Annotated in this window: 27 protein-coding genes and 1 tRNA gene; 8 read left to right on the plus strand and 20 right to left on the minus strand. The window is 38.2% G+C overall.

Going from position 1 to position 24,177, the window contains the following annotated elements:
* Positions 1-22: 22 nt before the first annotated feature.
* From gap to ACQKNI_RS13635, 6 genes are all read right to left on the minus strand, one after another.
* Positions 23-1,027: a type I glyceraldehyde-3-phosphate dehydrogenase gene (gene gap, locus ACQKNI_RS13610; protein WP_000161232.1), complete on the minus strand. Its 1,005-nt coding sequence runs from the start codon at positions 1,025-1,027 to the stop codon at positions 23-25.
* A gap of 26 nt (positions 1,028-1,053) precedes the next feature.
* Positions 1,054-2,082: a gapA transcriptional regulator CggR gene (gene cggR, locus ACQKNI_RS13615; RefSeq protein ID WP_088232031.1), complete on the minus strand. Its 1,029-nt coding sequence runs from the start codon at positions 2,080-2,082 to the stop codon at positions 1,054-1,056.
* Positions 2,083-2,217: 135 nt separating this feature from the next.
* Entirely contained in the window at positions 2,218-2,463 is a 246-nt protein-coding gene (locus tag ACQKNI_RS13620) for a glutaredoxin family protein (protein WP_071710098.1), read from the minus strand.
* Positions 2,464-2,472: 9 nt separating this feature from the next.
* On the minus strand, positions 2,473-3,780 hold the full coding sequence (gene rpoN, locus ACQKNI_RS13625; RefSeq protein ID WP_280147352.1) for an RNA polymerase factor sigma-54: 1,308 nt from the start codon (positions 3,778-3,780) through the stop codon (positions 2,473-2,475).
* A 258-nt stretch (positions 3,781-4,038) separates the two neighbouring features.
* Positions 4,039-4,114 (minus strand) — tRNA-Arg (locus ACQKNI_RS13630).
* Positions 4,115-4,269: 155 nt separating this feature from the next.
* Positions 4,270-4,623 carry a YxeA family protein gene (locus tag ACQKNI_RS13635; protein WP_098253448.1) on the minus strand — a complete coding sequence of 118 codons (354 nt, stop codon included), beginning with the start codon at positions 4,621-4,623 and terminating at the stop codon, positions 4,270-4,272.
* 205 nt (positions 4,624-4,828) lie between these two features.
* Here ACQKNI_RS13635 and ACQKNI_RS13640 point away from each other — a divergent pair, with 205 nt between their 5' ends.
* From ACQKNI_RS13640 to clpP, 8 genes are all read left to right on the plus strand, one after another.
* Positions 4,829-5,035 carry a DUF1657 domain-containing protein gene (locus ACQKNI_RS13640; protein ID WP_000216166.1) on the plus strand — a complete coding sequence of 69 codons (207 nt, stop codon included), beginning with the start codon at positions 4,829-4,831 and terminating at the stop codon, positions 5,033-5,035.
* A 93-nt stretch (positions 5,036-5,128) separates the two neighbouring features.
* Positions 5,129-5,614 (plus strand): hypothetical protein, encoded by a 486-nt coding sequence (locus ACQKNI_RS13645; RefSeq protein WP_088232028.1) that lies wholly within the window; start codon positions 5,129-5,131, stop codon positions 5,612-5,614.
* A 29-nt stretch (positions 5,615-5,643) separates the two neighbouring features.
* Positions 5,644-6,120 carry a stage V sporulation protein AC gene (gene spoVAC, locus ACQKNI_RS13650; protein WP_088232027.1) on the plus strand — a complete coding sequence of 159 codons (477 nt, stop codon included), beginning with the start codon at positions 5,644-5,646 and terminating at the stop codon, positions 6,118-6,120.
* On the plus strand, positions 6,121-7,137 hold the full coding sequence (gene spoVAD, locus ACQKNI_RS13655; RefSeq protein WP_088232026.1) for a stage V sporulation protein AD: 1,017 nt from the start codon (positions 6,121-6,123) through the stop codon (positions 7,135-7,137). It begins immediately after the preceding gene.
* Complete coding sequence (gene spoVAE, locus ACQKNI_RS13660) at positions 7,134-7,484, plus strand: stage V sporulation protein AE (protein ID WP_000575919.1); 351 nt, start codon at positions 7,134-7,136, stop codon at positions 7,482-7,484. Before spoVAD ends, spoVAE begins: the two co-directional genes overlap by 4 nt.
* Before the next feature lie 12 nt (positions 7,485-7,496).
* Entirely contained in the window at positions 7,497-7,703 is a 207-nt protein-coding gene (locus ACQKNI_RS13665) for a DUF1657 domain-containing protein (RefSeq protein ID WP_088232025.1), read from the plus strand.
* Between the two features lie 20 nt (positions 7,704-7,723).
* Complete coding sequence (locus tag ACQKNI_RS13670; RefSeq protein ID WP_088232024.1) at positions 7,724-8,593, plus strand: DUF421 domain-containing protein; 870 nt, start codon at positions 7,724-7,726, stop codon at positions 8,591-8,593.
* A 240-nt stretch (positions 8,594-8,833) separates the two neighbouring features.
* Positions 8,834-9,415: an ATP-dependent Clp endopeptidase proteolytic subunit ClpP gene (clpP, locus tag ACQKNI_RS13675; protein ID WP_001049156.1), complete on the plus strand. Its 582-nt coding sequence runs from the start codon at positions 8,834-8,836 to the stop codon at positions 9,413-9,415.
* Between the two features lie 569 nt (positions 9,416-9,984).
* Here the strand turns inward: clpP and ACQKNI_RS13680 are convergent.
* From ACQKNI_RS13680 to uvrA, 14 genes are all read right to left on the minus strand, one after another.
* A complete protein-coding gene (locus ACQKNI_RS13680) occupies positions 9,985-10,233 on the minus strand; it encodes an HPr family phosphocarrier protein (protein WP_000250298.1) in 249 nt (82 codons plus the stop codon).
* A 23-nt stretch (positions 10,234-10,256) separates the two neighbouring features.
* Positions 10,257-11,207, minus strand: a complete 951-nt coding sequence (gene whiA / locus ACQKNI_RS13685) for a DNA-binding protein WhiA (RefSeq protein ID WP_000006562.1) — start codon at positions 11,205-11,207, stop codon at positions 10,257-10,259.
* Positions 11,208-11,297: 90 nt separating this feature from the next.
* A complete protein-coding gene (locus tag ACQKNI_RS13690) occupies positions 11,298-12,251 on the minus strand; it encodes a gluconeogenesis factor YvcK family protein (protein WP_088232023.1) in 954 nt (317 codons plus the stop codon).
* Positions 12,252-12,254: 3 nt separating this feature from the next.
* Positions 12,255-13,136: an RNase adapter RapZ gene (gene rapZ, locus ACQKNI_RS13695; RefSeq protein WP_088232022.1), complete on the minus strand. Its 882-nt coding sequence runs from the start codon at positions 13,134-13,136 to the stop codon at positions 12,255-12,257.
* Between the two features lie 20 nt (positions 13,137-13,156).
* Positions 13,157-13,615, minus strand: coding sequence for an NUDIX hydrolase (locus ACQKNI_RS13700; RefSeq protein WP_071728246.1), 459 nt, complete (start codon positions 13,613-13,615; stop codon positions 13,157-13,159).
* 228 nt (positions 13,616-13,843) lie between these two features.
* Positions 13,844-14,650 carry a DUF368 domain-containing protein gene (locus ACQKNI_RS13705; protein ID WP_088232021.1) on the minus strand — a complete coding sequence of 269 codons (807 nt, stop codon included), beginning with the start codon at positions 14,648-14,650 and terminating at the stop codon, positions 13,844-13,846.
* Positions 14,651-14,810: 160 nt separating this feature from the next.
* Positions 14,811-15,767: a thioredoxin-disulfide reductase gene (gene trxB / locus ACQKNI_RS13710; RefSeq protein WP_140417541.1), complete on the minus strand. Its 957-nt coding sequence runs from the start codon at positions 15,765-15,767 to the stop codon at positions 14,811-14,813.
* Positions 15,768-15,852: 85 nt separating this feature from the next.
* On the minus strand, positions 15,853-17,364 hold the full coding sequence (locus ACQKNI_RS13715; RefSeq protein ID WP_088233282.1) for a tetratricopeptide repeat protein: 1,512 nt from the start codon (positions 17,362-17,364) through the stop codon (positions 15,853-15,855).
* Positions 17,365-17,503: 139 nt separating this feature from the next.
* Complete coding sequence (locus ACQKNI_RS13720) at positions 17,504-18,016, minus strand: acyltransferase (RefSeq protein ID WP_088233281.1); 513 nt, start codon at positions 18,014-18,016, stop codon at positions 17,504-17,506.
* Positions 18,017-18,092: 76 nt separating this feature from the next.
* Positions 18,093-18,743, minus strand: a complete 651-nt coding sequence (ppaX, locus tag ACQKNI_RS13725) for a pyrophosphatase PpaX (protein WP_088233280.1) — start codon at positions 18,741-18,743, stop codon at positions 18,093-18,095.
* Between the two features lie 68 nt (positions 18,744-18,811).
* On the minus strand, positions 18,812-19,624 hold the full coding sequence (gene lgt / locus ACQKNI_RS13730) for a prolipoprotein diacylglyceryl transferase (RefSeq protein ID WP_088233279.1): 813 nt from the start codon (positions 19,622-19,624) through the stop codon (positions 18,812-18,814).
* A 24-nt stretch (positions 19,625-19,648) separates the two neighbouring features.
* Complete coding sequence (hprK, locus tag ACQKNI_RS13735) at positions 19,649-20,578, minus strand: HPr(Ser) kinase/phosphatase (protein WP_088233278.1); 930 nt, start codon at positions 20,576-20,578, stop codon at positions 19,649-19,651.
* A gap of 155 nt (positions 20,579-20,733) precedes the next feature.
* The gene (locus tag ACQKNI_RS13740) at positions 20,734-21,114 is read right to left on the minus strand and encodes a phage holin family protein (RefSeq protein ID WP_088233277.1); all 381 of its coding nucleotides are present in this window, start codon (positions 21,112-21,114) and stop codon (positions 20,734-20,736) included.
* A 187-nt stretch (positions 21,115-21,301) separates the two neighbouring features.
* Positions 21,302-24,172: an excinuclease ABC subunit UvrA gene (gene uvrA / locus ACQKNI_RS13745; RefSeq protein WP_140417542.1), complete on the minus strand. Its 2,871-nt coding sequence runs from the start codon at positions 24,170-24,172 to the stop codon at positions 21,302-21,304.
* Positions 24,173-24,177 lie beyond the last annotated feature (5 nt).

The following is a 24,177-nucleotide window of genomic DNA, read 5'->3' on the forward strand; positions in this document are numbered from 1 at the left end:
TGATAACTTATATAATTAAGAATTAAAGACCTTTAGAAGTCATGTATGCTGCTAAGTCTACTACGCGGTTAGAGTAACCAGTTTCGTTATCGTACCAAGAAAGTACTTTAACCATGTTACCTTCCATTACCATTGTAGATAATGCATCGATTGTAGAAGAAGCTGTGCATCCGTTATAGTCGATAGATACTAATGGCTCTTCGCTGTATCCAAGGATACCTTTTAATTCGCCTTCAGCTGCTGCTTTGAATGCTGCGTTTACTTCTTCAACTGTTACTTCTTTGTCAAGTTCAACAACTAAGTCAACAAGAGAAACGTTAGCAGTTGGAACACGTACAGCGCCACCGTTTAATTTACCTTTAAGTTCTGGTAATACTAATGCTACAGCTTTAGCTGCACCAGTAGATGTTGGGATCATGTTTTCAGCTGCTGCACGAGCACGACGTAAATCTTTGTGTGGTAAGTCTAAGATTTGTTGGTCGTTAGTGTAAGAGTGAATTGTTGTCATCATTCCGCGTTTCACGCCGAATTTTTCGTTTAATACTTTAGCGAATGGAGCTAGACAGTTTGTAGTACAAGAAGCGTTAGATACTACGTTGTGGTTAGCTGCATCGTATTGTTCGTGGTTAACACCCATAACTACAGTGATATCTTCGTCAGAAGCTGGAGCTGAGATGATAACTTTCTTAACTGATCCACCTAAGTGTTTTTCAGCGTCTGATTTTTTAGTGAAACGGCCAGTAGATTCTACTACTACTTCTACTCCGTAGTCGCTCCATGGTAATTGAGCTGGGTCACGCTCAGCGATAACTTTAATTTCTTTACCGTTAACAATGATGCTGTTTTCGTTAGCAGATACTTCTGCATTTAAAGTTCCGTGAACTGTGTCATATTTTAAAAGGTGAGCTAATGTTTTAGCATCTGTTAAGTCGTTGATTGCTACTACTTCTACCTCAGAGTTGTTAAGAGCTGCGCGGAATACGTTACGTCCGATACGTCCAAATCCATTAATACCAATTTTAGTCATTTGAATTTCCTCCTTGGGGGATTATATTAAAGGGTAATACCCTTTGCTAACTGTTTCGCTGCACCTTCATCTGTAATTAGAATTGAAGTGTGCCCTTGTTTAATTACAGCCTGTATTGCCTTTGCCTTTGAAGAACCTCCAGCGACTGCAACAACGTGAGATACATTTTGTAAATCCTCTAGTTGCATACCAACTGTTCTTACTTTATGAACAACATTTCCTTGTTCATTAAAGTAGTAACCGAAAGCTTCGCCAACTGCTTCGTTTGCCTCAATCTTTAACCAATCTGCTTCTGAAGTATTTCTGCGACGTGCCATTGTTAACGCATCACCTATTCCATGAATGACGATATTGGAAGATCGAATCAACTCAAGAACTTCTTTCACGGAAGGCTCTGTCACAATAGACGCATATGCTTCGCTACTAACATGGTCCGGAACATACAATAAGCGATAATTACTCATCGTATTTTGCGCCATTTTGGCACAAATGGTATTGGCTTCTAATTCAACACCTTCTCCAATTCCACCACGAGCTGGGACAAATAGCATATGTAAATCTTTGCAATCAAGCTGCATCATGTCCGCAGCAGCAGCTAGCGTAGTTCCTCCAGCCACAGCAACGATATTATTCGCTGTCAGACGGTCTTTTATACAACTCACACAAGCACGGCCCATCTCCAGTTTGACCCAAGGTGATTCATCACTATCACCAGGGACAACGAAAACTTCATCCAAGTCTAATGTTTCCTTAAGTTGTTTCTCTAAAACCTTTAACCCGGAAATTTCTTTCATAAAGTCTTCCAAAGCAAGAACTAAAGCTGTTCCTTCTTCTGTCAATGTCATTCCAGAAGAAGCGATGTGAACTAAGTTCTGTTCTTTCAAAACTTGAACTTCACTTCGCAATACTCGTTCTGTCATACCGAGACTTGCTGATAAATTCCTTCTTCCAATCGGCTGCATAAGCCTAATGTACTGAAGAATTTGCATTCTCGTTTGCATAACAGGTAGCAGATCAGGTAATAATTTTTTTGTGTTCTGAATCCATGAGCGCATATCTTTTCTCCTCACTACATTGGTTCATTTTTTCTCGTGGTCACTTTATGTCCCGTAGTGACATTTTGTGTCCCACATAGATTAAAAAAATAATCCCTGCTACGTGTATTATTGTAACAGGAGATAGAAACTTATTCAACTCTTAACTGCATTCTTTATATAGTTTATTATGACACCTTTGTGAATGTTACCATATTCTACTTGTTTTCCGCCTATTTCTACAACCGGAATCATTAAGTGATATTTTTCTAAAAGGTCATTATCTTCATATATATCTATTTCCTTAATTTGAAAAGAATATTCACATTGTACTTCCTGTAAAACTTGTTTCGCCTGCACGCAAAGGCCACAATCTGTTTTTGTATACAGTACAACTTCCATCTTTTTCACCTATCCGATCGTTTTTCGTAATGACGAAGCTGGAATGTGCATTTGTTCTCTATACTTCGCCACTGTTCTTCGAGAAATAACAATTTCATGCTCTTCTTCTAACAATTTTGAAATCTTTTGATCTGAAAGTGGCTTTTTCTTATTCTCTGCCTCAACGAGCGTTTGAATAAATCGTTTCACACGCTTTGTAGAAACTGCTTCATCTTCAGTAGTCGAAACGGCATTGCTAAAGAACGATTTCATCTCAAATAAACCGTGTGGTGTTTGCACATATTTATTTCGCGTTGCCCGACTAATTGTAGACTCATGCACACTTAACTCTTCCGCTACCTCTTTTAACGCGAGCGGTTTTAAATACTCTGGGCCTTTCCAGAAGAAATCCCGTTGTTTTTCCATAATAATGGTCATCACTTGCAGAAGCGTCTGCTTTCTCTGTTTCAAACTACGCAGAATCCACTGCACATGCTGATACTTTTCTGATACGTAAGATGCTACTTCACTTTCACTATTATTAAGAAGCGCACTATACTCCGAATGAATTTCAATTCTCGGCATATTTCTCTCGTTCATCTGTAAAACGAGACGATCGCCATCTTTTTTCACCGCCATATCAGGCACAATATAAAGTGGTTTATCAGAAGAAAATGCAAGACCTGGTTTTGGTTGTAATGAGGTGATACAATTTACCGCACTCTGCAATTCCTCATTACTACACTTCAGCACTTGAACGAGCTTTCGCCAATCTTTCTTCACGAAATGAGCAAAGTGCTCTTCTATAACTTCTTCCGCTAATCCATTCCGTCTTTGTAAGCGCTTCAATTGCAAGGTTAGACATTCCTGAATATTACGTGCTCCTACCCCTGCTGGCTCCAGTGATTGGACAAGCTCTACAGAGCGGTCTACTACATGAATCGGTGCGGAAAGGAGGCCTGCTAACTCTTCATTCGTTTCTTGTAAATACCCATTTCCATCCATGTTCATAATAATGAAAGAAGCTACTTTTCGCTCTTCTTCATCTATTTTATAATACTGCATTTGATTTAATAAATGTTGCTGAATCGTTGTAGAATCTACACTGTAGATTTCCATCTGATTCTCGACTTGTTTGCTGGTACTTTTACTTGTGTTAGAGCTCTTTTTCTTCTCCCTCTCAAAACCACCTAACTCAATAAGGGGATTCTCTAACGATTGCTCATACAAAAACTCCGATAATTCTTGTACATTATACTGGAGCATTGTAATCGCTTGCCTTAACTCTTGTGTCATTGCCAAACGTAAGCTTTGTTCTTGTAAAAGACTTGCCTTCAAACTAATCTCCCCCTTGTTTCTATTGTACAATAAGTTTGGTAAAAGGAGAATGCTATCACAGACACCCATTCCAAAATATTATTAATTTATATGTATTAATGAGATTTACAACTTACAACCGAAATTTGAATAATATTGAAAGAAAATATTAAAACAAAAAATTATTATCAAGTACTAATAGTAAATCTTATTACTAGATATAACAATAGGGAAATAAAAAAAGTCCTAACCTACAAAACGTAAGTTAGGACTTTTTGACGCGCCCAGAGGGATTCGAACCCCCGGCAGACGTGGTACCGGAAACCACCGCTCTATCCGACTGAGCTATGGGCGCATGATTATAGAAAACACTTCATTTTCTTTTCATAATAATAGCAATAAAATCCATTTAAATCAATAAAAACTCTTTAATTTCACATTATATATACTTTATTTTCTACATAAAAATGCCCCCTAATTTCTACATGTAGGAGGCAATTCTTATCCATTTTATTTATCTAATTTCTCTTTTATCTCTTTTGGAATTTCATTAGGCTGTACTTCTTGATATGTTTCAATATATTCACCTTTCGTTTTAACCTTTACATATGCTCCCTCTCTAAGCCCACGAGGTGCATAAAACTTAACGTCTCTTCCTTCACCTGAACCGTAATAACCGGTAAGTTTATAGTCTCCAGCTACCTCTCCAACTGTAGATAGTCGGCCAGATTCCTTCGCTTTTACATATACCCAGTCCTCTTTTACAAGCGGGTTATATCTATCTGTTACCTCATTATGATAAATGCTTGCCACACCAATAATTAATATAAATATTCCAATTAAACCTAATAATATTTTTTTCATTTTGCTCTCCTTAAAATATCCTTTTAACTTGCTTTACCTTCTTTATTCTAGGAGAAATAGTTTTTTTCCACCATCGTTTATCCTTACATGTTCATTACAAAATTTTAATCTACACATGTTACATCCCTAAAATTCCCAATCATAAATTCACCCCAATTCACAAATTATAACTTTTGAATTGATATTCCAAGGGGGGCTTCATTCAATGACTGTAATTACAAAACTAAAGCAAACTGTTTCTGGATTAAAAAGTGCACAAGCTAGCTTAGAGGGATTCGCTCTTGATACGGATAACCAACAAGCAAAGCAACTTTTTCAAACAGCTGCACAGCAAACGCAAACGATTATTGATTCTTTAAACCCGCGCGTTGAAGAAGTCCAGCAAGAAGAACCACAGTACTCACAACAATAACAAATCGCTTATATAGCGAAATAGAAAAAGGATGATATGCAGTCATCCTTTTTCTATCACATTACATATTGCAATAGAAACGGAATGATAATCATGCGAAAACTCGGCCTCATAACCGCATTATTTGCCCTTCTATTTAGCTCTTTTACTGGATGTGATAATAGTCCTTTAGATAAAAAAGTGAAAGAAGAAGCAAAACGAACGGAGAAAGAAAAAGGTCCTAAATTAACAAAGACGAGTACAGAATCCTTTAATCAATCTATATCACAAGGCGCCAAGAAAAAGGCTCTCGCTATGGATGAAATTATAAAAAGTACGGCAGTGAATTCAAATTTAGATCTTTACATAGCAGTTATACCCGAGCATCATGAAAGATTTGGACTGAAACCTCTGCGCAGCAAACTCCAAAAGCAATTAAGTGATGAATATCCTACTTTCGATGTTCGTGTAAGTACGGATAAAAAAATCTTTATGTTACTTGAAAAGCTTGAAAATAAAATTAAGAAAAAAGAAGTGTCTAAAGATGAAATTAAAAAACAATTAAAACTCATTGGAAGCAAAATGGAATCTAACACTTAACGCTTTTTAAAAGAAAAGGAAGGATCGCAATGTCTAGTAAAGATAAAAACCTAACTCCTGTACAACAGGAATATAAAAAATTCGCGCAAGAACGCGAGCCGAAGCGTCCTGTTTTAAAAAATTGTATAAAAGCCTTTTTCGTCGGTGGTTTTATTTGCTTCGTCGGACAACTAATCTCTACTTTTTATATCACGTATTTCGATTTCACTGAACGTTCGGCAGGAAATCCAACCGTCGCAACTCTGATTTTCATTTCCATGTTACTAACTGGTTTCGGTATATATGATCGCTTTGGGCAGTTTGCTGGAGCAGGCACAGCTGTACCTGTTACTGGATTTGGTAACTCTGTTATTGCCGCATGTATTGAACACCGAACAGAAGGGTTTGTCCTCGGTGTTGGTGGTAACATGTTCAAATTAGCTGGTTCTGTTATTTTGTTTGGTGTATTTTCCGCTTTCGTCATCGCACTTATTAAAACGATTCTCGTTCAATGGGGAGGGCTATAAATGTTACAAGGACACCGAACGTGGGTATTTGAAAACAAACCAGTTATTATTTCGACAGGAGTCGTTGGCGGGCCATTTGAAGCAAAAGGGAACATTCCTGAGGACTTCGATATCCTTCATGAAGATTTATGGCTCGGACAAGATTCTTATGAAAAAGCACACAAAATTTTATTCGAAGAAGCTTGTAGCCGCGCTACTGAAAAAGCAGAACTTCGTAAAGACGATATTCAATTCGTACTCGCAGGCGATTTAATTAATCAAATTACTCCTACAAGCTTTGCGTGTCGTACACTCGGCACCCCTTATCTCGGATTATTCGGTGCTTGCTCTACTTCTATGGAAGGTTTAGCACTCGGGGCAAGTATTGTAAATGCAAAAGGCGCAAAATATTTATTAACTGGCGCATCCAGTCATAATACAGCTGTAGAAAAACAATTCCGATATCCTACTGAATATGGCGGACAAAAGCCGCCTACTGCGCAGTGGACAGTAACTGGCGCTGGTGCAGCCATTTTAAGTGATACTGGATACGGTCCACGAGTAACCTCTGCAACAATTGGACGAGTTGTGGATATGGGATTAACAGATCCTTTTAATATGGGAGCTGCGATGGCCCCAGCTGCAGTTGATACAATTGAAGCCCATTTACGCGAACGAAAAATCGATGCCTCTTACTACGACTTAATCGTAACAGGTGATCTTGGACATGTTGGCCGCGAAATTGCCTATGACTTATTACATAAACACGGAACAAAAGTGAAAAATGAACAATTCCAAGACTGTGGCATCATCATTTATCGAGAAGGGCAACCTGTCATAGCTGGCGCTAGTGGCCCGGGTTGTTCTGCAACTGTCGTATACGGTCACTTATTAAACCGAATGAAAAGAGGAGAATTTAACAAAATACTTGTCGTTGCGACAGGCGCTTTACTATCTCCACTTACATTCCAACAAGAAGAAACGATTCCGTGTATCGCTCACGCCGTTTCGATTGAATTTGGAGGTGCAACGCAATGATTTTTTTCTGGGCTTTCGTCATTGGCGGGCTTATATGCGTAATTGGTCAACTTATGTTTGATGTCGGTAAACTTACTCCTGCCCATACGATGGCAACACTCGTTGTCGCTGGGGCTATATTAGATGGGTTTAATTTATATGAACCATTAATCGATTTCGCCGGCGCTGGGGCCACTGTACCAATTACAAGTTTCGGTAATGCCCTCGTTCATGGTGCGATGGAAGAAGCCGCAAAACACGGAATCGTTGGTGTCATTACTGGCATGTTTAAAGTAACGAGTGCTGGTGTATCAGCAGCTATCATTTTCGGGTTCATCGGTGCATTACTATTTAAACCAAAAGGATAAGAGGTGTTTTATATGACTGTAATCGCTAGTGTAAAAACATGCCTCGCTAGTCTACGGGGCGCGCAAGCAAGTTTAAGCTCCCTTTCTTTAAACGCAGCAGATGAAGAATCAAAACGCGTCTTTCATGAATGTATGTTAGAAATGGACAGTGTCATCGCTGATTTAAAAGATAGAGTTTCATTATTAGAACGTGAAGAACCTCAATATAAAGGGTTTTAAGTAGACTGGAGGAAATGACTATGTCTCACCTGCCGGAATGGACACTCGTTATTCTTCGCTCTGTATTCATATTAATTATTTTATTTGCTATTACAAAATGGTTAGGGAAAAGACAAATCTCTCAGCTCTCCTTTTTCGAATACATAGCTGGAATGACAATCGGTGACATCGCTGCCCAAGTATCTACAGGGCTCGATTCAAAATTTTTTCACGGCGTCTTTGCGATACTCATTTTCGCTGTGGTACCTTTTTTCACGGGAATCCTCTCCTTAAAGAACAAAACAGCTCGGGACTTCTTTGAAGGAAAATCTACCGTATTAATAAAAGACGGAAAAATACTCGAAGACAACTTAAAGAAAGAAAAATATACAAGTGACGAATTACTTGAACTACTCCGAGGAAAAAGTGCGTTCAGCGTAGCTGAAGTCGAATTTGCTGTCTTAGAACCGAGCGGAGAATTAAATGTATTATTAAAGAAAGATTCTCAGCCACTTACAGCAAAAGACATCGGTTTAAAAGTACCAAACGAGAAAGAACCGCAAACTGTTATTATGGATGGAAATGTACTAGATGAACCTCTATCCTCTAGTGGACATAACCGCGCTTGGCTACATTCTGAGCTCGAAAAACTCGGTGTTGTCATTGAAAATGTCTTTCTTGCTCAAGTTGACTCATATGGACAACTTACTATCGACATTTACAATGACAAACTCCAAATGCCTTCTCCTCAAAATAAGCCTTTATTATTGGCATCTTTAAAAAAATGCCATGCTGATCTCGAGTTATTTTCTTTAGAAACAAAGTCAAAAACAGCAAGTGAAATGTATAGTAAAAATGCGAAACAAGTCGAAAAGATTTTAAATAAAGTTACCTATCTTTTAAAAGAATAGATAATGAAAGAACGCTCCCGTCAAAAGGCGTTCTTTTCTTTTTTCTACAGCTTTCATGACGTTTAAATTTATGCAATTCGGTTATGATGTTGAAGATACATAAGCAGGGAATTTCAAAAACATAGCGAATAATTCATGGTACAACTACATATTTTTTTGATTTAAAGTGGTTTCGTTTGACCTTTATTGACCATAATTGTATTATAAGACTAAGAAAGCTTTAGAAGGAGGAAATAACAGATGAATTTAATTCCTACAGTAATTGAACAAACAAATCGTGGAGAACGCGCTTACGATATTTACTCTCGACTATTAAAAGACCGCATCATTATGCTTGGTAGTGCAATTGATGACAACGTAGCTAACTCAATCGTTTCCCAGCTTTTATTCTTGGAATCTCAAGATCCAGAAAAAGATATTCATATCTACATTAACAGCCCTGGTGGTTCTATCACAGCAGGTATGGCAATCTACGATACAATGCAGTTTATTAAACCGCAAGTATCAACAATCTGTATCGGTATGGCTGCATCTATGGGTGCATTCTTACTAGCAGCAGGTGAAAAAGGAAAACGTTTCGCACTTCCAAACAGTGAAGTAATGATCCACCAACCACTTGGCGGTGCACAAGGTCAAGCGACTGAAATCGAAATCGCAGCAAAACGTATCCTATTCTTACGTGAAAAACTAAACCAAATTCTTGCTGACCGCACAGGTCAACCACTTGAAGTACTACAACGCGACACAGACCGCGACAACTTCATGACAGCTGAAAGAGCTCTAGAATACGGTTTAATCGATAAGATCTTTACAAATCGTTAATACTTAAAAGCGGAAGCGGCTCGTTTAGAATCGCAGGGCGTTGGAGCCCCTGATTCCGAGGCGCTTTTTGCCTCGAATGAAGGGGCGAAACAACCGGAGATTCTAGCCGCTGGAGCTGGATATAACTAAAAGCGGAAGCGGCTCGTTCAGAATCGCAGGGCGTTGGAGCCCCTGATTCCGAGGCGCTTTTTGCCTCGAATGAAGGGGCGAAACGACCGGAGATTCTAGCCGCTGGAGCTGGATATAACTAAAAGCGGAAGCGGCTCGTTCAGAATCGCAGGAGCTAGATACAACAAAAACCGGAAGCGCCCTATTACAGGGCGCTTTTTTATTATGTGCTCCCGCGCGCATACCCCACCTAGTATCAAACCGGATATATCAGCGATTTTTCAATTATATCGACCGTAATTCCAATTATATCGGCGATTATTTTAATATATCGACGTTTCGACACAACATATCGACTTACCGACAATTCCCGACAAGCACGCGCGCCCTACATACCCTCCCCCCACCAATCCACGCAAATAACAAAACAAAAAAGCTATCGCAAATATGCGATAGCAGTTTTATTGTACATATGCAGCTAATGCTTCTAAAGCTTCTTCTGCATCTGAACCTTCTGTTGTAATTGTTATCATGCTACCAGTTCCAATTGCTAAGCTCATAATCCCCATTATGCTCTTTGCATTCACTGTCTTTCCATCTTTCTCGATGAAGATATCTGCATGAAAACGATTTGCCTCTTGTACAAACAACGCAGCCGGACGTGCTTGTAAGCCGTTTTTTAATGAAACTTTAACCTGTTTTTGAACCACAGCTCCATTTCCCCTTTAACCTTTTATTTTTTTACTACTGGTTCTCCCGCGCGTAATTTCTCTGCAATTTCATCGATTTTACGCAAACGATGATTAATACCCGATTTACTAATTTTCCCCCCGGATACCATCTCACCTAACTCTTTCAATGTTACATCTTGATAATCTCTTCGTAGTTGTGCAATTTCTCGTAGTTTATCCGGCAAAATATCAAGACCAACCGTCTCATCAATATAGCGGATATTTTCAATCTGTCTTAGCGCTGCACCAATTGTTTTATTTAAATTGGCTGTTTCACAGTTCACTAAACGATTTACTGAATTACGCATATCGCGAACAATTCGAATGTCTTCAAATCTTAAAAGCGCATTATGAGCACCTATAATATTTAAAAACTCCGTAATTTTCTCTGCTTCTTTCAAATACGTAATATACCCTTTTCTTCTTTCCAACGTCTTACTATTTAAATCAAATCCGTTCATCAGTTCACATATAGCATCATTATGTTCCTTATATAACGAAAAGATCTCTAAATGATAAGATGATGTTTCTGGGTTATTTACTGAACCACCTGCTAAAAATGCACCGCGTAAATACGATCGTTTACAACATTTCTTCTCAATTAACTCTTGTGATATATTTCGAATAAATGAAAAGTCGTCGCGGACGATATGAAGATCTGCTAATATTTCACGTGATTTCTCAACAAGCCTTACGATATATACATTATTTTTCTTCAATCGCATTTTTTTACGAACAAGTAATTCTACCGTCACGTCATATCCCTTTTTCAAAAGCGTATAAATCCTTCTTGCAATTGCTGCATTTTCCGTTTGAATATCGATAGATAGACGACGATTTGAAAAAGAAAGCGATCCGTTCATTCGAAGCAACGCTGATAATTCTGCTTTCTCACAGCATTCCTTCATCTCAAGATTCGTCAACTCTTTCTTTGTTTCTGATGCAAATGACACAGTCAACACCTCCTTATACTATTACTCTGGAACAAAAATCTTGTCCTATATGAATGAAGGAGCGCTATCTCATAAAGAGATAACGCACATCTACAACAGTGAATATAAAATAGAAGCTAACTTTAATGTATCATGCCTTACAACATGATCATCATACTTCGCTAATTGATCTTGAATTACATTAACATTATTTTCAGCAAAACGCTCTTCATCCACTACAACTGGTCCCGACATTTCTTCCTCATATAACCTACGTAATTCAGAAGGGATATCACGGTTATTTACAATTGCAGTATCGATAAATGGTTGCCCTAAATGATCATGCAGCGCCTGCACATGGTCAAACGCCGTATATCCCATCGTTTCACCCGCTTGCGTCATAACATTACATACATATACCTTCTTCGCTTTTGCAGCAAGAACAGCGTCCCCAATTTTGTTAACAACTAAATTCGGCAATATACTCGTATACAAACTTCCTGGACCGAAAACAAGTAAATCAGCTCGTTTAATCTCAGCCAACGTTTCATGTAACGGCTCTACATCTTCCGGAGTTAAAAAGACACGGTTAATCTTCTTTCCGTAATAAGGAATCTTGGATTCACCTGTTACAATTTCTCCATCTTCTAGTTCCGCATGAAGTACCGCACTTTGATTCGCTGCTGGCAATACACGCCCTCTGACATTTAATACTTTACTCGTTTCCGTAATTGCATGGAAAAAGTCTCCTGTAATCGAGGTCATACCTGCTAATAGTAAATTTCCTAACGCATGACCTTTCAGTCCGTCTCCCGTTGTGAAACGATGCTGAAATAAAGCTTCCACCAGTGGCTCTACATCCGACAACGCAACAAGTACGTTACGAATATCACCCGGGGGCGGAATTTCTAGCTCATCACGTAATCTACCTGAACTGCCACCATCATCAGCGATTGTAACAACTGCTGTAATATCAACAGGATATTGCTTTAATCCTCTTAATAAGACAGAGAGTCCAGTACCGCCTCCCATGATAACAATTTTAGGTTTTCTCTCTTTTTTCATCCCTTAATGGCCCTTTCTTTTCTCCACATCACGATGAGATACATGAACGCTATACTCTGGTTTCAAATGTTTCCCAAGGTATTCTGTAAGCGTAACAGAACGATGTTGCCCACCTGTACATCCAATTGCAATTACAAGTTGGCTCTTGCCTTCTCTTTTATAATGAGGAAGCATGAAAGTAATGAGATCTGTTAGTTTCTCTAAAAACTTATGTGTCTCATTAAATTTCAGTACATACGATGAAACTTCTTCATCTAGCCCTGTTAATGGCTTCATATGTGGAATGTAATATGGATTTGGTAAAAAACGAACATCAAACACTAAATCGGCATCAATTGGAATACCGTACTTAAATCCAAATGACATAACATTTACACGAAATGCTTGCTCAGTTTCAGTTGAAAACAGTTGAACAATTTTTTCACGTAATTCTTTCGGTTTTAATTCCGATGTATCGAGCACAATATTCGCTCGTGCCTTCATATCAATTAATAAGCTACGCTCCGCCTCGATTCCCTTTAACGGCAAACCAGTTGGCGCAAGTGGATGCGAACGTCTCGTTTCTTTATAACGAGTTACAAGTGTGCTATCTTTCGCATCTAAAAATAAAATATGAGGAATGATCCATGTACGTTCTGATAAATCATCAAGTGCTCCCCATAAATGTTCGAAAAACTCTCGGCCACGTAAATCAACGCCAAGTGCTACTTTATTCATTTTTCCTTTTGAATCCGCCATAAGCTCAATAAACTTTGGCAATAACATCGGTGGTAAATTATCTACACAAAAATATCCTAAATCTTCAAAACTTTGTAAAGCTACTGTTTTTCCAGCTCCAGACATTCCTGTAATTATTACCATTTTTATATCATTATTCTCTGTCATCGTATCCTCTCCTTGACGGTTTAACTCGGATCTAATCGATATGAAAGCAACTCAAAATCTGGGGTATATACAAATGTACCGTAGATTATACCATTCCCTTTAATTAAATAATCAATAATGTGATAATCTCCTGGCGCCATTGCTAAATCATCAATTTTATCAAATGTATGCCAACCAATGATGCCTTCTTCGCTCTCTAGTTTGTTTTCTCCTGCAAAATCTGTCGCTAAAAAGGAGAACATCATCCATTCAGAAACTACTTTATCACCTTCTTGGATGACAAAGGTGAAGACCCCCTTTAACGCTGGGTTCTTTAAATAAATACCTGTTTCTTCACGATACTCGCGAACAACGGAATCTCTTACTGTCTCACCACGCTCCATTTTCCCGCCTGGTGCAACCCACCAATTTCGACGAGGCTTTTGGAGTAAGAGTACTTCATTATCTTTAATTAACACACAGTTTGTCACTCTTTGCATGTTTCTTCACCTCAGCTACTTGCAGCGAAATTTTTCACTGCATACTCATTTCATTATACTATCAAAAACAGTTTGCTACAACGAAGGAGCCAGTCCTCTTTTGTTAAGCATATGCTCCCAACAATTGTAGAAAAGCTTTCTAGAACAAGCAATGTAAATGCTCCTGCACCTCATGACTAGCACATAAAAATCCCCTTAACGATTTTGCCATTAAGGGGATGAAAAGCCTTATTTCTTACCAAAATAATTCACAATCGCAAATCCTAAAATAAACGTAATAATTGAACTTACAATTGAAAATCCACCAGTTGGAATACCAGGGAATACAATTACAATCGAACCGATAACAAGTCCAATAATTGCCGCAAATGTCATACTTTTATAACGATCCAATAAAAAACTAATTCCTTTACTACTTACAACAAATCCGACCATAACACCTGCACCAATCACAGCGATTAATGGTAAATTGAGTGTAGTTAAAGCGTTAATTGCTGTTGGATAAACACCAATGATTAATAAAATAAACGATCCGCTAATTCCAGGAAGAAGCATAGCCATACTAGCCATCCATCCTGCGAAAAACAAACCGATTGCATTTAAAATTGTTAACGTTGTAATTGGATCTGCTGCCTTATCTGGCTTAAAGAACGCTGTTATCGCAACAAGAATTGCTGCGATGATTAATAAAGCAATGTGCTTACCTTTAAACGACGCCTTTGCATCAGCTTCTCTCATTAACATCGGTAATATACTAATAATTAAACCGAGGAAGAAAAATTGAGTCGGCTCATAATGATTTGCAAGTAAATATTTAATAACGTGACTTAGCGTTAAAAACGCTGCCGCCACACCAGCAGCAAGCGGAATTAAAAATCCTAAATGCTTTTTCCATTCACGACTAAAGAATCCACTAATGGCCGCAAGCAATTGTTCATAAATCCCTAACACAACAGCGATTGTACCGCCGCTCACACCAGGAATTAAATCACTAACGCCCATACAAAATCCACGATATATATTACGCCATTCCATACTGAATAAATTCCTCATTTCTTATAGTGATTTTTTCCGTAAAGTCCAGTATATCAATAAGAAACCTTATAATCCTACTTGTTTTTGACAAAACTTTGACATTTTCACAAAAAAAGAAAGCTACTATCGGTAGCTTTCTTCTCAAAAGGTATAATATCCCTTATTTCTCTGTTACAGTTTTTAGTTCTTCTAATAATTCTTCTACGTAATGTTGTGCACTTTGTGCTGCAATACTACCGTCACCTGTTGCAGTTACAATTTGACGAAGCATTTTTTCGCGAACATCACCAGCTGCGAAAATACCAGGAACTTTCGTTTCCATACGCTCGTTCGTTTCAACGTAACCATTTTCGTTTGTAATACCTAACTCAACGAACGGTTTTGATAGTGGCAACATACCGATGTATACGAATACGCCGTCAGTTTTGACTTCTTGCTCTTCTCCACTGTTTACATCTACAAGTGTTACGCTTCCTACTTTACCATTTGCTTCGTTAATTTCTTTTATCGTGTGGTTCCAAATGAAATCTACTTTCTCGTTTTGGAAAGCACGATCTTGTAAAATTTTCTGTGCACGAAGCGTGTCACGACGGTGAACGATTGTTACTTTTGATGCGAAGCGTGTTAAGAACACACCCTCTTCAACAGCAGAGTCTCCGCCCCCGATAACAACAAGTTCTTTTTCTTTAAAGAATGCGCCATCACATACCGCACAGTATGATACACCACGGCCGCCAAGTTCTGTTTCACCCGGTACACCGATTTTTTTATACTCTGCACCACTTGCAACGATAATTGCACGTGTTTTATATTCTTTTTTACCAGCAATAATTGTTTTGTACTCTTTACCATCGATGACTGCTTTCACATCACCATATGCATATTCAGCACCAAATTTCTTCGCATGCTCGAACATTTTATTTGATAAGTCTGGTCCTAAAATAGACTCATAACCTGGGTAGTTTTCTACATCTTCTGTATTTGCCATTTGTCCGCCTGGAATACCACGCTCAAGCATTAATGTGCTTAAATTCGCACGAGATGTATATACTGCAGCTGTCATACCAGCTGGTCCTGCACCAATAATAATGACATCATAAATTTTTTCTTCTGACACACTACTCACTCCTATCCATTCCTACACAATTAAGTTACCCTCATTATACTGTTAGCATCATTTTTTTCCCAATGATTTGCTTATCTTATGTGTGCGTACGCTTCACAGCCTGCACATACTTTCGAACAGTCGCTACAGATACATTATATACATCTCCAAGCTCCGACTGTGTCATCTTATTTCCTTGTTCGCCCCGCACAATGTATTCAACCGCAGCTGACCAACCGTACACATTTGTAAAAACTGCTCCAGATGTATATAAACGTATGAACGTACAAAACCAAAATTGTAAACACTCTTCGATTAATTCATCATCTTTTTTCGTATAATTGTATAAAGCATCCGCAATTCGCACGCACTGTTCAAATTGCTGTAAATCAGCTGGAATACTCTTATGGCTATTCAGTAAAAAGAAATATTTTGCAAGTTGCGATACAATTGGAACACCATTCTTCGCCTGCGTCACATCAAAGAAGAATCCAACCTTCTCAGGCGTTGACAATTCATTCATTAAATATAAAGCTAGCATTTGCTCCTCTAGCGTCGCACTTTGCTGAAATGATTTTCGTAATTCTTCAAATAATATATTTTGCCCTTCATCTTCTAAATTCAGTGCATTCCACGGTTCTTTCCCTTTTTTATCAGGATGCAATTCTATAACATGTTGCCACATTTTTTCAGCCACTTGCTGATCCTTCACCATATAAGCAGAATATGCAAACCAATAATAAAAACTAACGTCTCCTTCGTACCCTTGACGCTTTAATACTTTGAACCATTTATATGCAGGCTCGAAATGACCAATTGTTGCAAGTGTCGTTCCAAGTTTCAAACGATGTTCAAATGAAATCGGATATACTGAAACGAGCTGTCCCGCTAACGCTTCTACTTGTTTATGCTCTCCAATTGAATATAGAAAAATAAGCGTATTACAAAGCGCATGTATATTACCAGGATTTTTCTCTAAAATCATTTCTGTTAACTTCAGCGCCTTATCTACATTACCAGATTGAAAATGTGCAATCGCTAAATTATTATGACCTGACCAAAATTCCGGATAATCTTTCGTAACAATTTCTAACGTAGCAATTGCTTCTTCTAGTTGTCCGTTACGAATATAACGATTCGCCTCTTCCTGCATAACAATTAAATCGTCTTCATCTTCAATCTCTTCCGCACCCATCGCTTCTTCTTCTATAATTTCAAGCAACTCTAATGTATCCTCAACAAATTCCTTCTCTTCGGCAACATCTAAATAGCGCTCCGCATACTTCTTCGCCTGCTGAAATAAACCCATATATGCATAATTATTTGCAATAAAATAATAGCACTGTTCAAGTTCTGGATTAGATTTTATTAGCTTTAAGAAGGTTTGATTCGACTCCTGATATTCACCAGATTCAGACAATGTTATTGCTAATTGGCATAAAATAAACGGCTCCTTCTCACTTTGTGCCGCTCTTCGAAAATATTTAATTGCATCTTGCAATTTTTGCCCTTTGTAAGCCCTCATCCCTTTTTTATAAAAAAAGTCCGCTAATTGGTTAAAAGAGATAACTTGTCCGTTCTCCTTATATATTCTTTGATTTTTCCCCATATATCCTCCAGTTTTTTGTTTTCTTCGCTCACACATTCTTCTATCTATAAGTATAAACGATTCCGTAAAAAACAAAACAGTATATTATACTCAATTATTTCCTTTTTATTCATTAAAAAAGAGGAGAAATGTTACATTTTTAGTATGAACCTTTTCTAGCCGCCATTTGCTCTTTCGTATAAATAATACGCATTGGATTTCCACCTACGAAAGCACCACTCGGTACATCTTTATGAACAAGTGTGCCCGCTGAGACAATCGCACCATCTCCAATTTTCACACCTGGCAATATCGTCGTATTTGCTCCAATCATCACTTCATTTCCAATGACGATTTCTCCAAGACGATATTCACGAATTAAATATTCATGTGCTAAAAGCGTTGTGTTATAGCCAATAATCGAATTTTCTCCCACAGCTATCTTTTCTGGAAACATAATATCCGGCATTACCATAAGCGCAAATGATGTTTTCTCTCCTACTTTCATGCGTAAAAACGTGCGATACAACCAATTCTTCACAGATAAAAATGGCGTGTAACGTGCAATTTGGATAATAATAAAATTCTTCATTACCTTCCAAAAAGAAACTGTTTTATACACATTCCATAATGAATTCTCTCCTGAAATAGGATAGCGTGTTGTCCGTCGCACTTAACTCGCTCCTCCACTAAAAAAGTAAAACTGTAAGCTAGTAGGGATACGCATCCCTACTAACTTACTTGAACCTTTATGAACGATTCATGTCGGACAAGATCGGTAGTAAATCACTCATTTTATCTAACATAAAATCTGGTTTATAAGCTTCTAAATACGCTCTACCCTTTAACGTCCATGAAACTGCAGCTGTTTTCGTACCCGCATTTTGTCCGCCAACAATATCATGATGATTATCCCCAACCATCAATGTTTCTTCTGGTTTCGCATCTAGTAATTCAAGCGCTTTTTGAAGTGGTTCTGGATGTGGTTTCACATGCTCCACATCATCAATTGTCACGACAACATCAAAAAACTCATCAAGCTTTGACAACTTTAATCCCATCTCAACCGTTTGTCTCGCTTTCGTTGTAACAATACCAATTTTGTAACCTTGCTTCTTCAAGTCTTGAACTGTTTCATATACAGTTTCATATTCTTCCACTAATTCATCGTGATGATCATGGTTAAATTGACGATAACACGTAATCATCTCTTCAACCTTACTTTCATCAATCTTGCTGAAAGTATCATGCAAAGATGGACCGATAAATGGCAATACATCTTCACGCTTATACTGATTTGGATAATATGTGTGTAACACATGTAAAAAAGAAGAGATAATAAGTTCGTTTGTATTAATTAACGTTCCATCTAAATCAAATAACACTGTATTTATTTGCATTGCCTTTCGTCCTTTCGTTTTCCTGAATATGAAAGAAGCAGCATCTTATTATAAGATGCTACTTTTCTCTAATTTTCTAAATATCTTTTATCAGCTTGCCCCATTTTTCGTCTCGCAATAATGAAAATGATAGAAATAACAATAATTCCAATCGACATTACTTGGGCAATACGAAGTGGTCCTAACATTAAGCTATCTGTACGTAAACCTTCTACGAAGAAGCGTCCTACTGAATACCAAATTAAATATGTGAAGAATAGTTCCCCACGTCTTAAATTCACTTTTCGTAATGCAAGTAATAAAATGACACCTGCAAAATTCCATAACGATTCATATAAAAACGTCGGGTGATAATACACACCCTCAATATACATTTGATTAATAATAAAATCCGGTAAATGAAGACCTTCTAAAAACTGTCTCGTTACTTCATCACCATGCGCCTCTTGGTTCATAAAGTTTCCCCATCTGCCAATTGCTTGTCCTAGTAAAATACTTGGCGCAGCAATATCCGCTAACTTCCAGAATGAAAGCCCGCGTCGTTTTGCAAAAAGGATTCCTGTAATAACAGCCCCAATTAAACCACCATGAATCGCCAAACCACCTTGACGGATTCTAAGAATTTCACTTGGGTTTTGCGCGTAATATTCCCATTCAAAAATGACATAGTACATTCTCGCAAAAAGAATAGCGATCGGTACTGCAATTAATACAAGGTCAATAAATGTATCTTTTGGAATACCTAGCCTTTCTCCCTCGCGAGTTGCTAGCCAAAGACCTAATAGCACACCTGTACCGATAATAACCCCGTACCAATATATAGGGAACGGCCCAAGTTGAATCGCTACACGGTCAAGCTGTGGTACAGAACCTAACAGCATATGTATGACCTCCCTCTCCCAAATTTACTCCTGATTTCCTAACTCAATTGCACTCATTAATCGTTCAGAGAACTGTTGTGCCGCATTGACTCCCATACGTTTTAAACGGAAGTTCATCGCTGCCACTTCAATAATAACAGCTAAATTTCGGCCAGGACGAACTGGAAGTGTAATCTTCGTAAGTTCTGTATCAATAATCTTCATCTTCTCTTCATCAAGACCTAAGCGATCATAATTTTTCTTTTGATCCCAAATTTCAAGATTAATAACAAGTGTAATACGCTTATAATTTCGCACTGCCCCTGCACCGAATAACGTCATAACGTTAATAATACCTAGACCACGAATTTCTAATAAATGCTCAATTAAATCTGGTGAGCTTCCGACTAACATGTCTTCATCTTCTTGACGAATTTCTACACTATCATCCGCAACAAGACGGTGACCACGCTTTACAAGTTCAAGAGCTGTCTCACTTTTACCAACACCACTTTGACCTGTAATTAAAACACCAACGCCGTAAATATCTACTAATACACCATGAACAGCTGTTGTTGGCGCTAACTTACCTTCTAAATAGTTCGTTAAACGACTTGATAATCTCGTTGTCGTTTGAGAAGAACGTAATAAAGGCACACATGACTCACGCGATGCTTGCAGTAACTCATCTGGTACATCTTGATTTCGAGTTACAATAATACACGGCGTCTCCTCCGTACAAAGCGCTTTCATTCTCTCTTGTTTTTGCCCTGATGTTAACGTGTCAAAGAACGTAAGCTCCGTTTTCCCAAGAAGTTGCACGCGATCAGCTGGATAATATGTGAAAAATCCTGCCATCTCAATTCCAGGTCGTGATAAATCACTTGTGTCAATCGGGCGATGAATGCCTTCTTCACCACTTATTAACTCCAATTGAAATTGTTCAATTAAATCTTTTGTCCTTACTTTCGGCATATGTATAAACCTCCATCCGCTGCGGGTTCAGTCTCATTTGATGTAAAATTCCATTCTACCGGATATTGTACCATTTTTTTCTGGAAACAAGAAATACGGTTTCTAATAAATAGAAAAAAACATTTCATACGAATGATGAAATGTTTTTCCTTTTGTCACTTTCTCTTTTTTTCATATAATGGTTCCACAATTGCCTTTTCAATGATCATATTGAAAATGGAAATACAAATTGCCGCAACAATCGCTACACCAAACCCTGTTATATTGAAAGCATCTCCTAATAATGAATCTGTCATTTTTAACGTAATCGCATTAATAACAATTAAGAAGAACCCGAAAGTTACAACAGTAATTGGTAGCGTAATTAAAATTAAAAATGGCTTTACGAATACATTTAAAATCGCTAATATAATACTCGCAATAATTGCTGTTTGTATATTTGCTATGTAAAACGCGTCTGGTGCAATCCCTTTTAAAAGTCCCGATACAGCGATTAACACAATGCTATTTACAAGAAGTGATACAATCCATCTCATTTCGTTACACATCCTTTAAACATATATATTTCATCATACGCTAATAGATAATAAACGCAAGTATCATACGAGCGCTTATATCAACTTATTCTACCCTTTATGCTTGTATACCTACTAACACACTTACCAGTTTTTCCGCGTAAAATAAAAACCGAGCGTCATTTCCACTCGGTTTTCATCAATAAATTTATTGCGATAACTCTACTTCTTTTATTCTCTCTTTCATTCTTGCTTTATCACGAACTAAGATCTCTTTTAAATACTTACCTGTATACGAGCGCTCTTCTTTCACTACTTGCTCTGGCGTTCCTGAAGCAACGATTTGTCCACCTTTGTCTCCGCCCTCTGGTCCAAGGTCAACAATGTAATCAGCCGTTTTAATAACATCTAAATTATGTTCAATTACAAGAACTGTCTCTCCGCTTTCAACAAGACGCTGCAATACCTCTAGAAGACGTGCAATATCATGTGCATGTAAACCAGTCGTTGGCTCATCTAAAATATATAGCGTACGCCCTGTAGAACGACGATGTAATTCAGAAGCTAATTTCACGCGCTGTGCTTCCCCACCAGATAACGTCGTAGCTGGTTGCCCTAATTTCATATAACCAAGTCCAACATCTACAAGCGTTTGAAGTTTACGCTTAATTTTCGGGATATTAGCGAAGAACTCTACTCCATCTTCAATTGTCATCCCTAACACTTCAGAAATGTTCTTATCTTTATACTTCACTTCTAACGTTTCACGGTTGTAACGTTTACCGTGACAAACTTCACACGGAACGTACACATCTGGTAAGAAATGCATTTCGATTTTAATAATCCCGTCACCACGGCACGCTTCACAACGGCCACCTTTTACGTTAAAGCTGAAACGTCCTTTTTGATATCCGCGCACTTTCGCTTCGTTCGTTTGTGCAAACACATCACGAATATCATCGAATACACCTGTATACGTCGCTGGGTTGGAACGTGGTGTACGACCGATTGGCGATTGATCAATATCAATAACTTTATCTAAATGCTCAAGACCTTTAATTTCTTTATGAGTCCCTGGCTTCGCTTTCGCTTTATATAGCTTTTGAGCTAACGATTTGTATAGCACTTCATTAATCATCGTACTTTTACCAGAACCAGATACACCCGTTACCGCTACAAACGTACCAAGTGGGAATGACATTTTCGCATTCTTTAAGTTATTCTCTTTTGCACCGACAATCTCTACTTTACGTCCGTCACCTTTACGTCTTTCAAGTGGAACTGGAATAAACTCTTTCCCACTTAAGTATTTCCCTGTTAATGAATTCTCATCTTGCATAACCTCAGCTGGTGTACCCGCTGATACAACTTGACCACCGTGAATACCTGCACCAGGTCCGATATCAAGTAAGTAATCTGCTGCCATCATCGTATCTTCATCATGTTCAACGACAATTAACGTATTGCCTAAATCACGCATTTCTTGCAATGTGCGAATAAGACGATCGTTATCACGTTGGTGTAAACCAATTGAAGGCTCATCAAGAATATAAAGTACGCCAGTTAGACGAGAACCAATTTGCGTTGCTAAACGAATACGCTGCGCCTCACCACCTGATAACGTACCAGCCGCACGACTTAACGTTAAATAATCTAAACCAACGTTCACTAAAAACCCAACGCGCTCTTGAATTTCTCTTAAAATTAAATGAGCAATTTTTTGTTGTTTCTCTGTTAGTTCCACATTCGAGAAGAACTCCTGTACTTCTTGAACAGAATACTTCGTTACGTCAGCAATCGTTTTATCACCAACGAAAACAGCTAAACTCTCTGGCTTTAAGCGTCCGCCTTTACACTTCGGACAAGCTTGCTCTGCCATGTATTTCTCCATTTGCTCACGAACATAATCAGAACTCGTCTCACGATAACGACGCTCTATATTCGGAATAACACCTTCAAATAAAATCTCATTTTCCTTTACTTGACCAAATTCATTTACATAGCGGAAGTAAACCTTCTCTTCACCGCTTCCATACAATACTTTATCAAATAAATCTTTCGGTATATCTTTCACAGGCATATCCATATCCACGCCGTAGTGATTACATACAGATTGTAAAAGTTGTGGGTAATATTGTGAACTTGTCGGTTCCCAAGGAGCAATCGCATGTTCATTTAATGATAAATCCCAGTTCGGAATAACAAGCTCTAAATCTACCTCTAGCTTTGAGCCAAGTCCATCACAAGAAGGACATGCACCGAACGGACTATTGAATGAGAACATGCGCGGCTCTAATTCTCCAATTGAAAAGCCACAATGCGGACAAGCATGATGTTCACTAAATAGAAGTTCCTCTTCTCCCATAACATCAATTAACACTCGGCCCCCGCCAAGCTTTAATGCACTTTCAAGTGAATCAGCAAGGCGGCTTGCAATTCCTTCTTTTACAACAATACGGTCAATTACAACTTCTATCGAATGCTTCTTATTTTTATCTAACGTAATCTCTTCAGATACGTCCAGCATTTCCCCATCAACACGTACACGAACGTAACCTTGCTTCTTAATATCTTCAAGTACTTTTACATGTGCACCTTTACGCCCAGAAACGATAGGCGCTAGTACTTGCAATTTCGTACGTTCAGGATATTCGAGAACACGGTCTACCATCTGTTCTACTGTTTGTGATGTAATTTCAATTCCATGATTCGGACAAATTGGCGTACCAATTCGCGCAAATAATAAACGTAAATAATCATAAATCTCCGTCACTGTTCCGACAGTTGAACGCGGATTACGACTCGTCGTTTTTTGATCAATCGAAATCGCTGGCGACAACCCTTCAATCGTATCTACATCCGGTTTATCCATCTGTCCTAAAAATTGGCGTGCATACGCAGATAACGATTCTACGTATCTGCGCTGCCCTTCTGCATAAATCGTATCAAATGCTAATGATGATTTCCCTGAACCAGACAATCCCGTTACAACAACAAGCTGATTTCTCGGAATGGTTACATCAATATTTTTTAAGTTATGTGCTCTAGCACCTTTTACAACAATAAAATCCTTGCTCATGCTCA

This window comes from Bacillus sp. NPDC094064, assembly GCF_050279585.1.
In the GTDB taxonomy this organism is placed as follows: domain Bacteria; phylum Bacillota; class Bacilli; order Bacillales; family Bacillaceae_G; genus Bacillus_A.

What these genes read in the sequence shown, in the direction of transcription:
- ACQKNI_RS13665 (WP_088232025.1), top strand. Translation starts at nt 7,497, where the DNA reads ATGACTGTAATCGCTAGTGTAAAAACATGCCTCGCTAGTCTACGGGGC.
- gap (WP_000161232.1), bottom strand. Translation starts at nt 1,027, where the DNA reads ATGACTAAAATTGGTATTAATGGATTTGGACGTATCGGACGTAACGTA.
- ACQKNI_RS13620 (WP_071710098.1), bottom strand. Translation starts at nt 2,463, where the DNA reads ATGGAAGTTGTACTGTATACAAAAACAGATTGTGGCCTTTGCGTGCAG.
- ACQKNI_RS13740 (WP_088233277.1), bottom strand. Translation starts at nt 21,114, where the DNA reads ATGAGATGGATTGTATCACTTCTTGTAAATAGCATTGTGTTAATCGCT.
- cggR (WP_088232031.1), bottom strand. Translation starts at nt 2,082, where the DNA reads ATGCGCTCATGGATTCAGAACACAAAAAAATTATTACCTGATCTGCTA.
- rapZ (WP_088232022.1), bottom strand. Translation starts at nt 13,136, where the DNA reads ATGACAGAGAATAATGATATAAAAATGGTAATAATTACAGGAATGTCT.
- uvrA (WP_140417542.1), bottom strand. Translation starts at nt 24,172, where the DNA reads ATGAGCAAGGATTTTATTGTTGTAAAAGGTGCTAGAGCACATAACTTA.
- hprK (WP_088233278.1), bottom strand. Translation starts at nt 20,578, where the DNA reads ATGCCGAAAGTAAGGACAAAAGATTTAATTGAACAATTTCAATTGGAG.
- ACQKNI_RS13705 (WP_088232021.1), bottom strand. Translation starts at nt 14,650, where the DNA reads ATGGAATGGCGTAATATATATCGTGGATTTTGTATGGGCGTTAGTGAT.
- ACQKNI_RS13715 (WP_088233282.1), bottom strand. Translation starts at nt 17,364, where the DNA reads ATGGGGAAAAATCAAAGAATATATAAGGAGAACGGACAAGTTATCTCT.
- ACQKNI_RS13690 (WP_088232023.1), bottom strand. Translation starts at nt 12,251, where the DNA reads ATGAAAAAAGAGAGAAAACCTAAAATTGTTATCATGGGAGGCGGTACT.
- spoVAE (WP_000575919.1), top strand. Translation starts at nt 7,134, where the DNA reads ATGATTTTTTTCTGGGCTTTCGTCATTGGCGGGCTTATATGCGTAATT.
- ACQKNI_RS13700 (WP_071728246.1), bottom strand. Translation starts at nt 13,615, where the DNA reads ATGCAAAGAGTGACAAACTGTGTGTTAATTAAAGATAATGAAGTACTC.
- ACQKNI_RS13640 (WP_000216166.1), top strand. Translation starts at nt 4,829, where the DNA reads ATGACTGTAATTACAAAACTAAAGCAAACTGTTTCTGGATTAAAAAGT.
- spoVAC (WP_088232027.1), top strand. Translation starts at nt 5,644, where the DNA reads ATGTCTAGTAAAGATAAAAACCTAACTCCTGTACAACAGGAATATAAA.
- clpP (WP_001049156.1), top strand. Translation starts at nt 8,834, where the DNA reads ATGAATTTAATTCCTACAGTAATTGAACAAACAAATCGTGGAGAACGC.
- ACQKNI_RS13635 (WP_098253448.1), bottom strand. Translation starts at nt 4,623, where the DNA reads ATGAAAAAAATATTATTAGGTTTAATTGGAATATTTATATTAATTATT.
- ACQKNI_RS13645 (WP_088232028.1), top strand. Translation starts at nt 5,129, where the DNA reads ATGCGAAAACTCGGCCTCATAACCGCATTATTTGCCCTTCTATTTAGC.
- ppaX (WP_088233280.1), bottom strand. Translation starts at nt 18,743, where the DNA reads ATGCAAATAAATACAGTGTTATTTGATTTAGATGGAACGTTAATTAAT.
- ACQKNI_RS13670 (WP_088232024.1), top strand. Translation starts at nt 7,724, where the DNA reads ATGTCTCACCTGCCGGAATGGACACTCGTTATTCTTCGCTCTGTATTC.
- spoVAD (WP_088232026.1), top strand. Translation starts at nt 6,121, where the DNA reads ATGTTACAAGGACACCGAACGTGGGTATTTGAAAACAAACCAGTTATT.
- lgt (WP_088233279.1), bottom strand. Translation starts at nt 19,624, where the DNA reads ATGCTGTTAGGTTCTGTACCACAGCTTGACCGTGTAGCGATTCAACTT.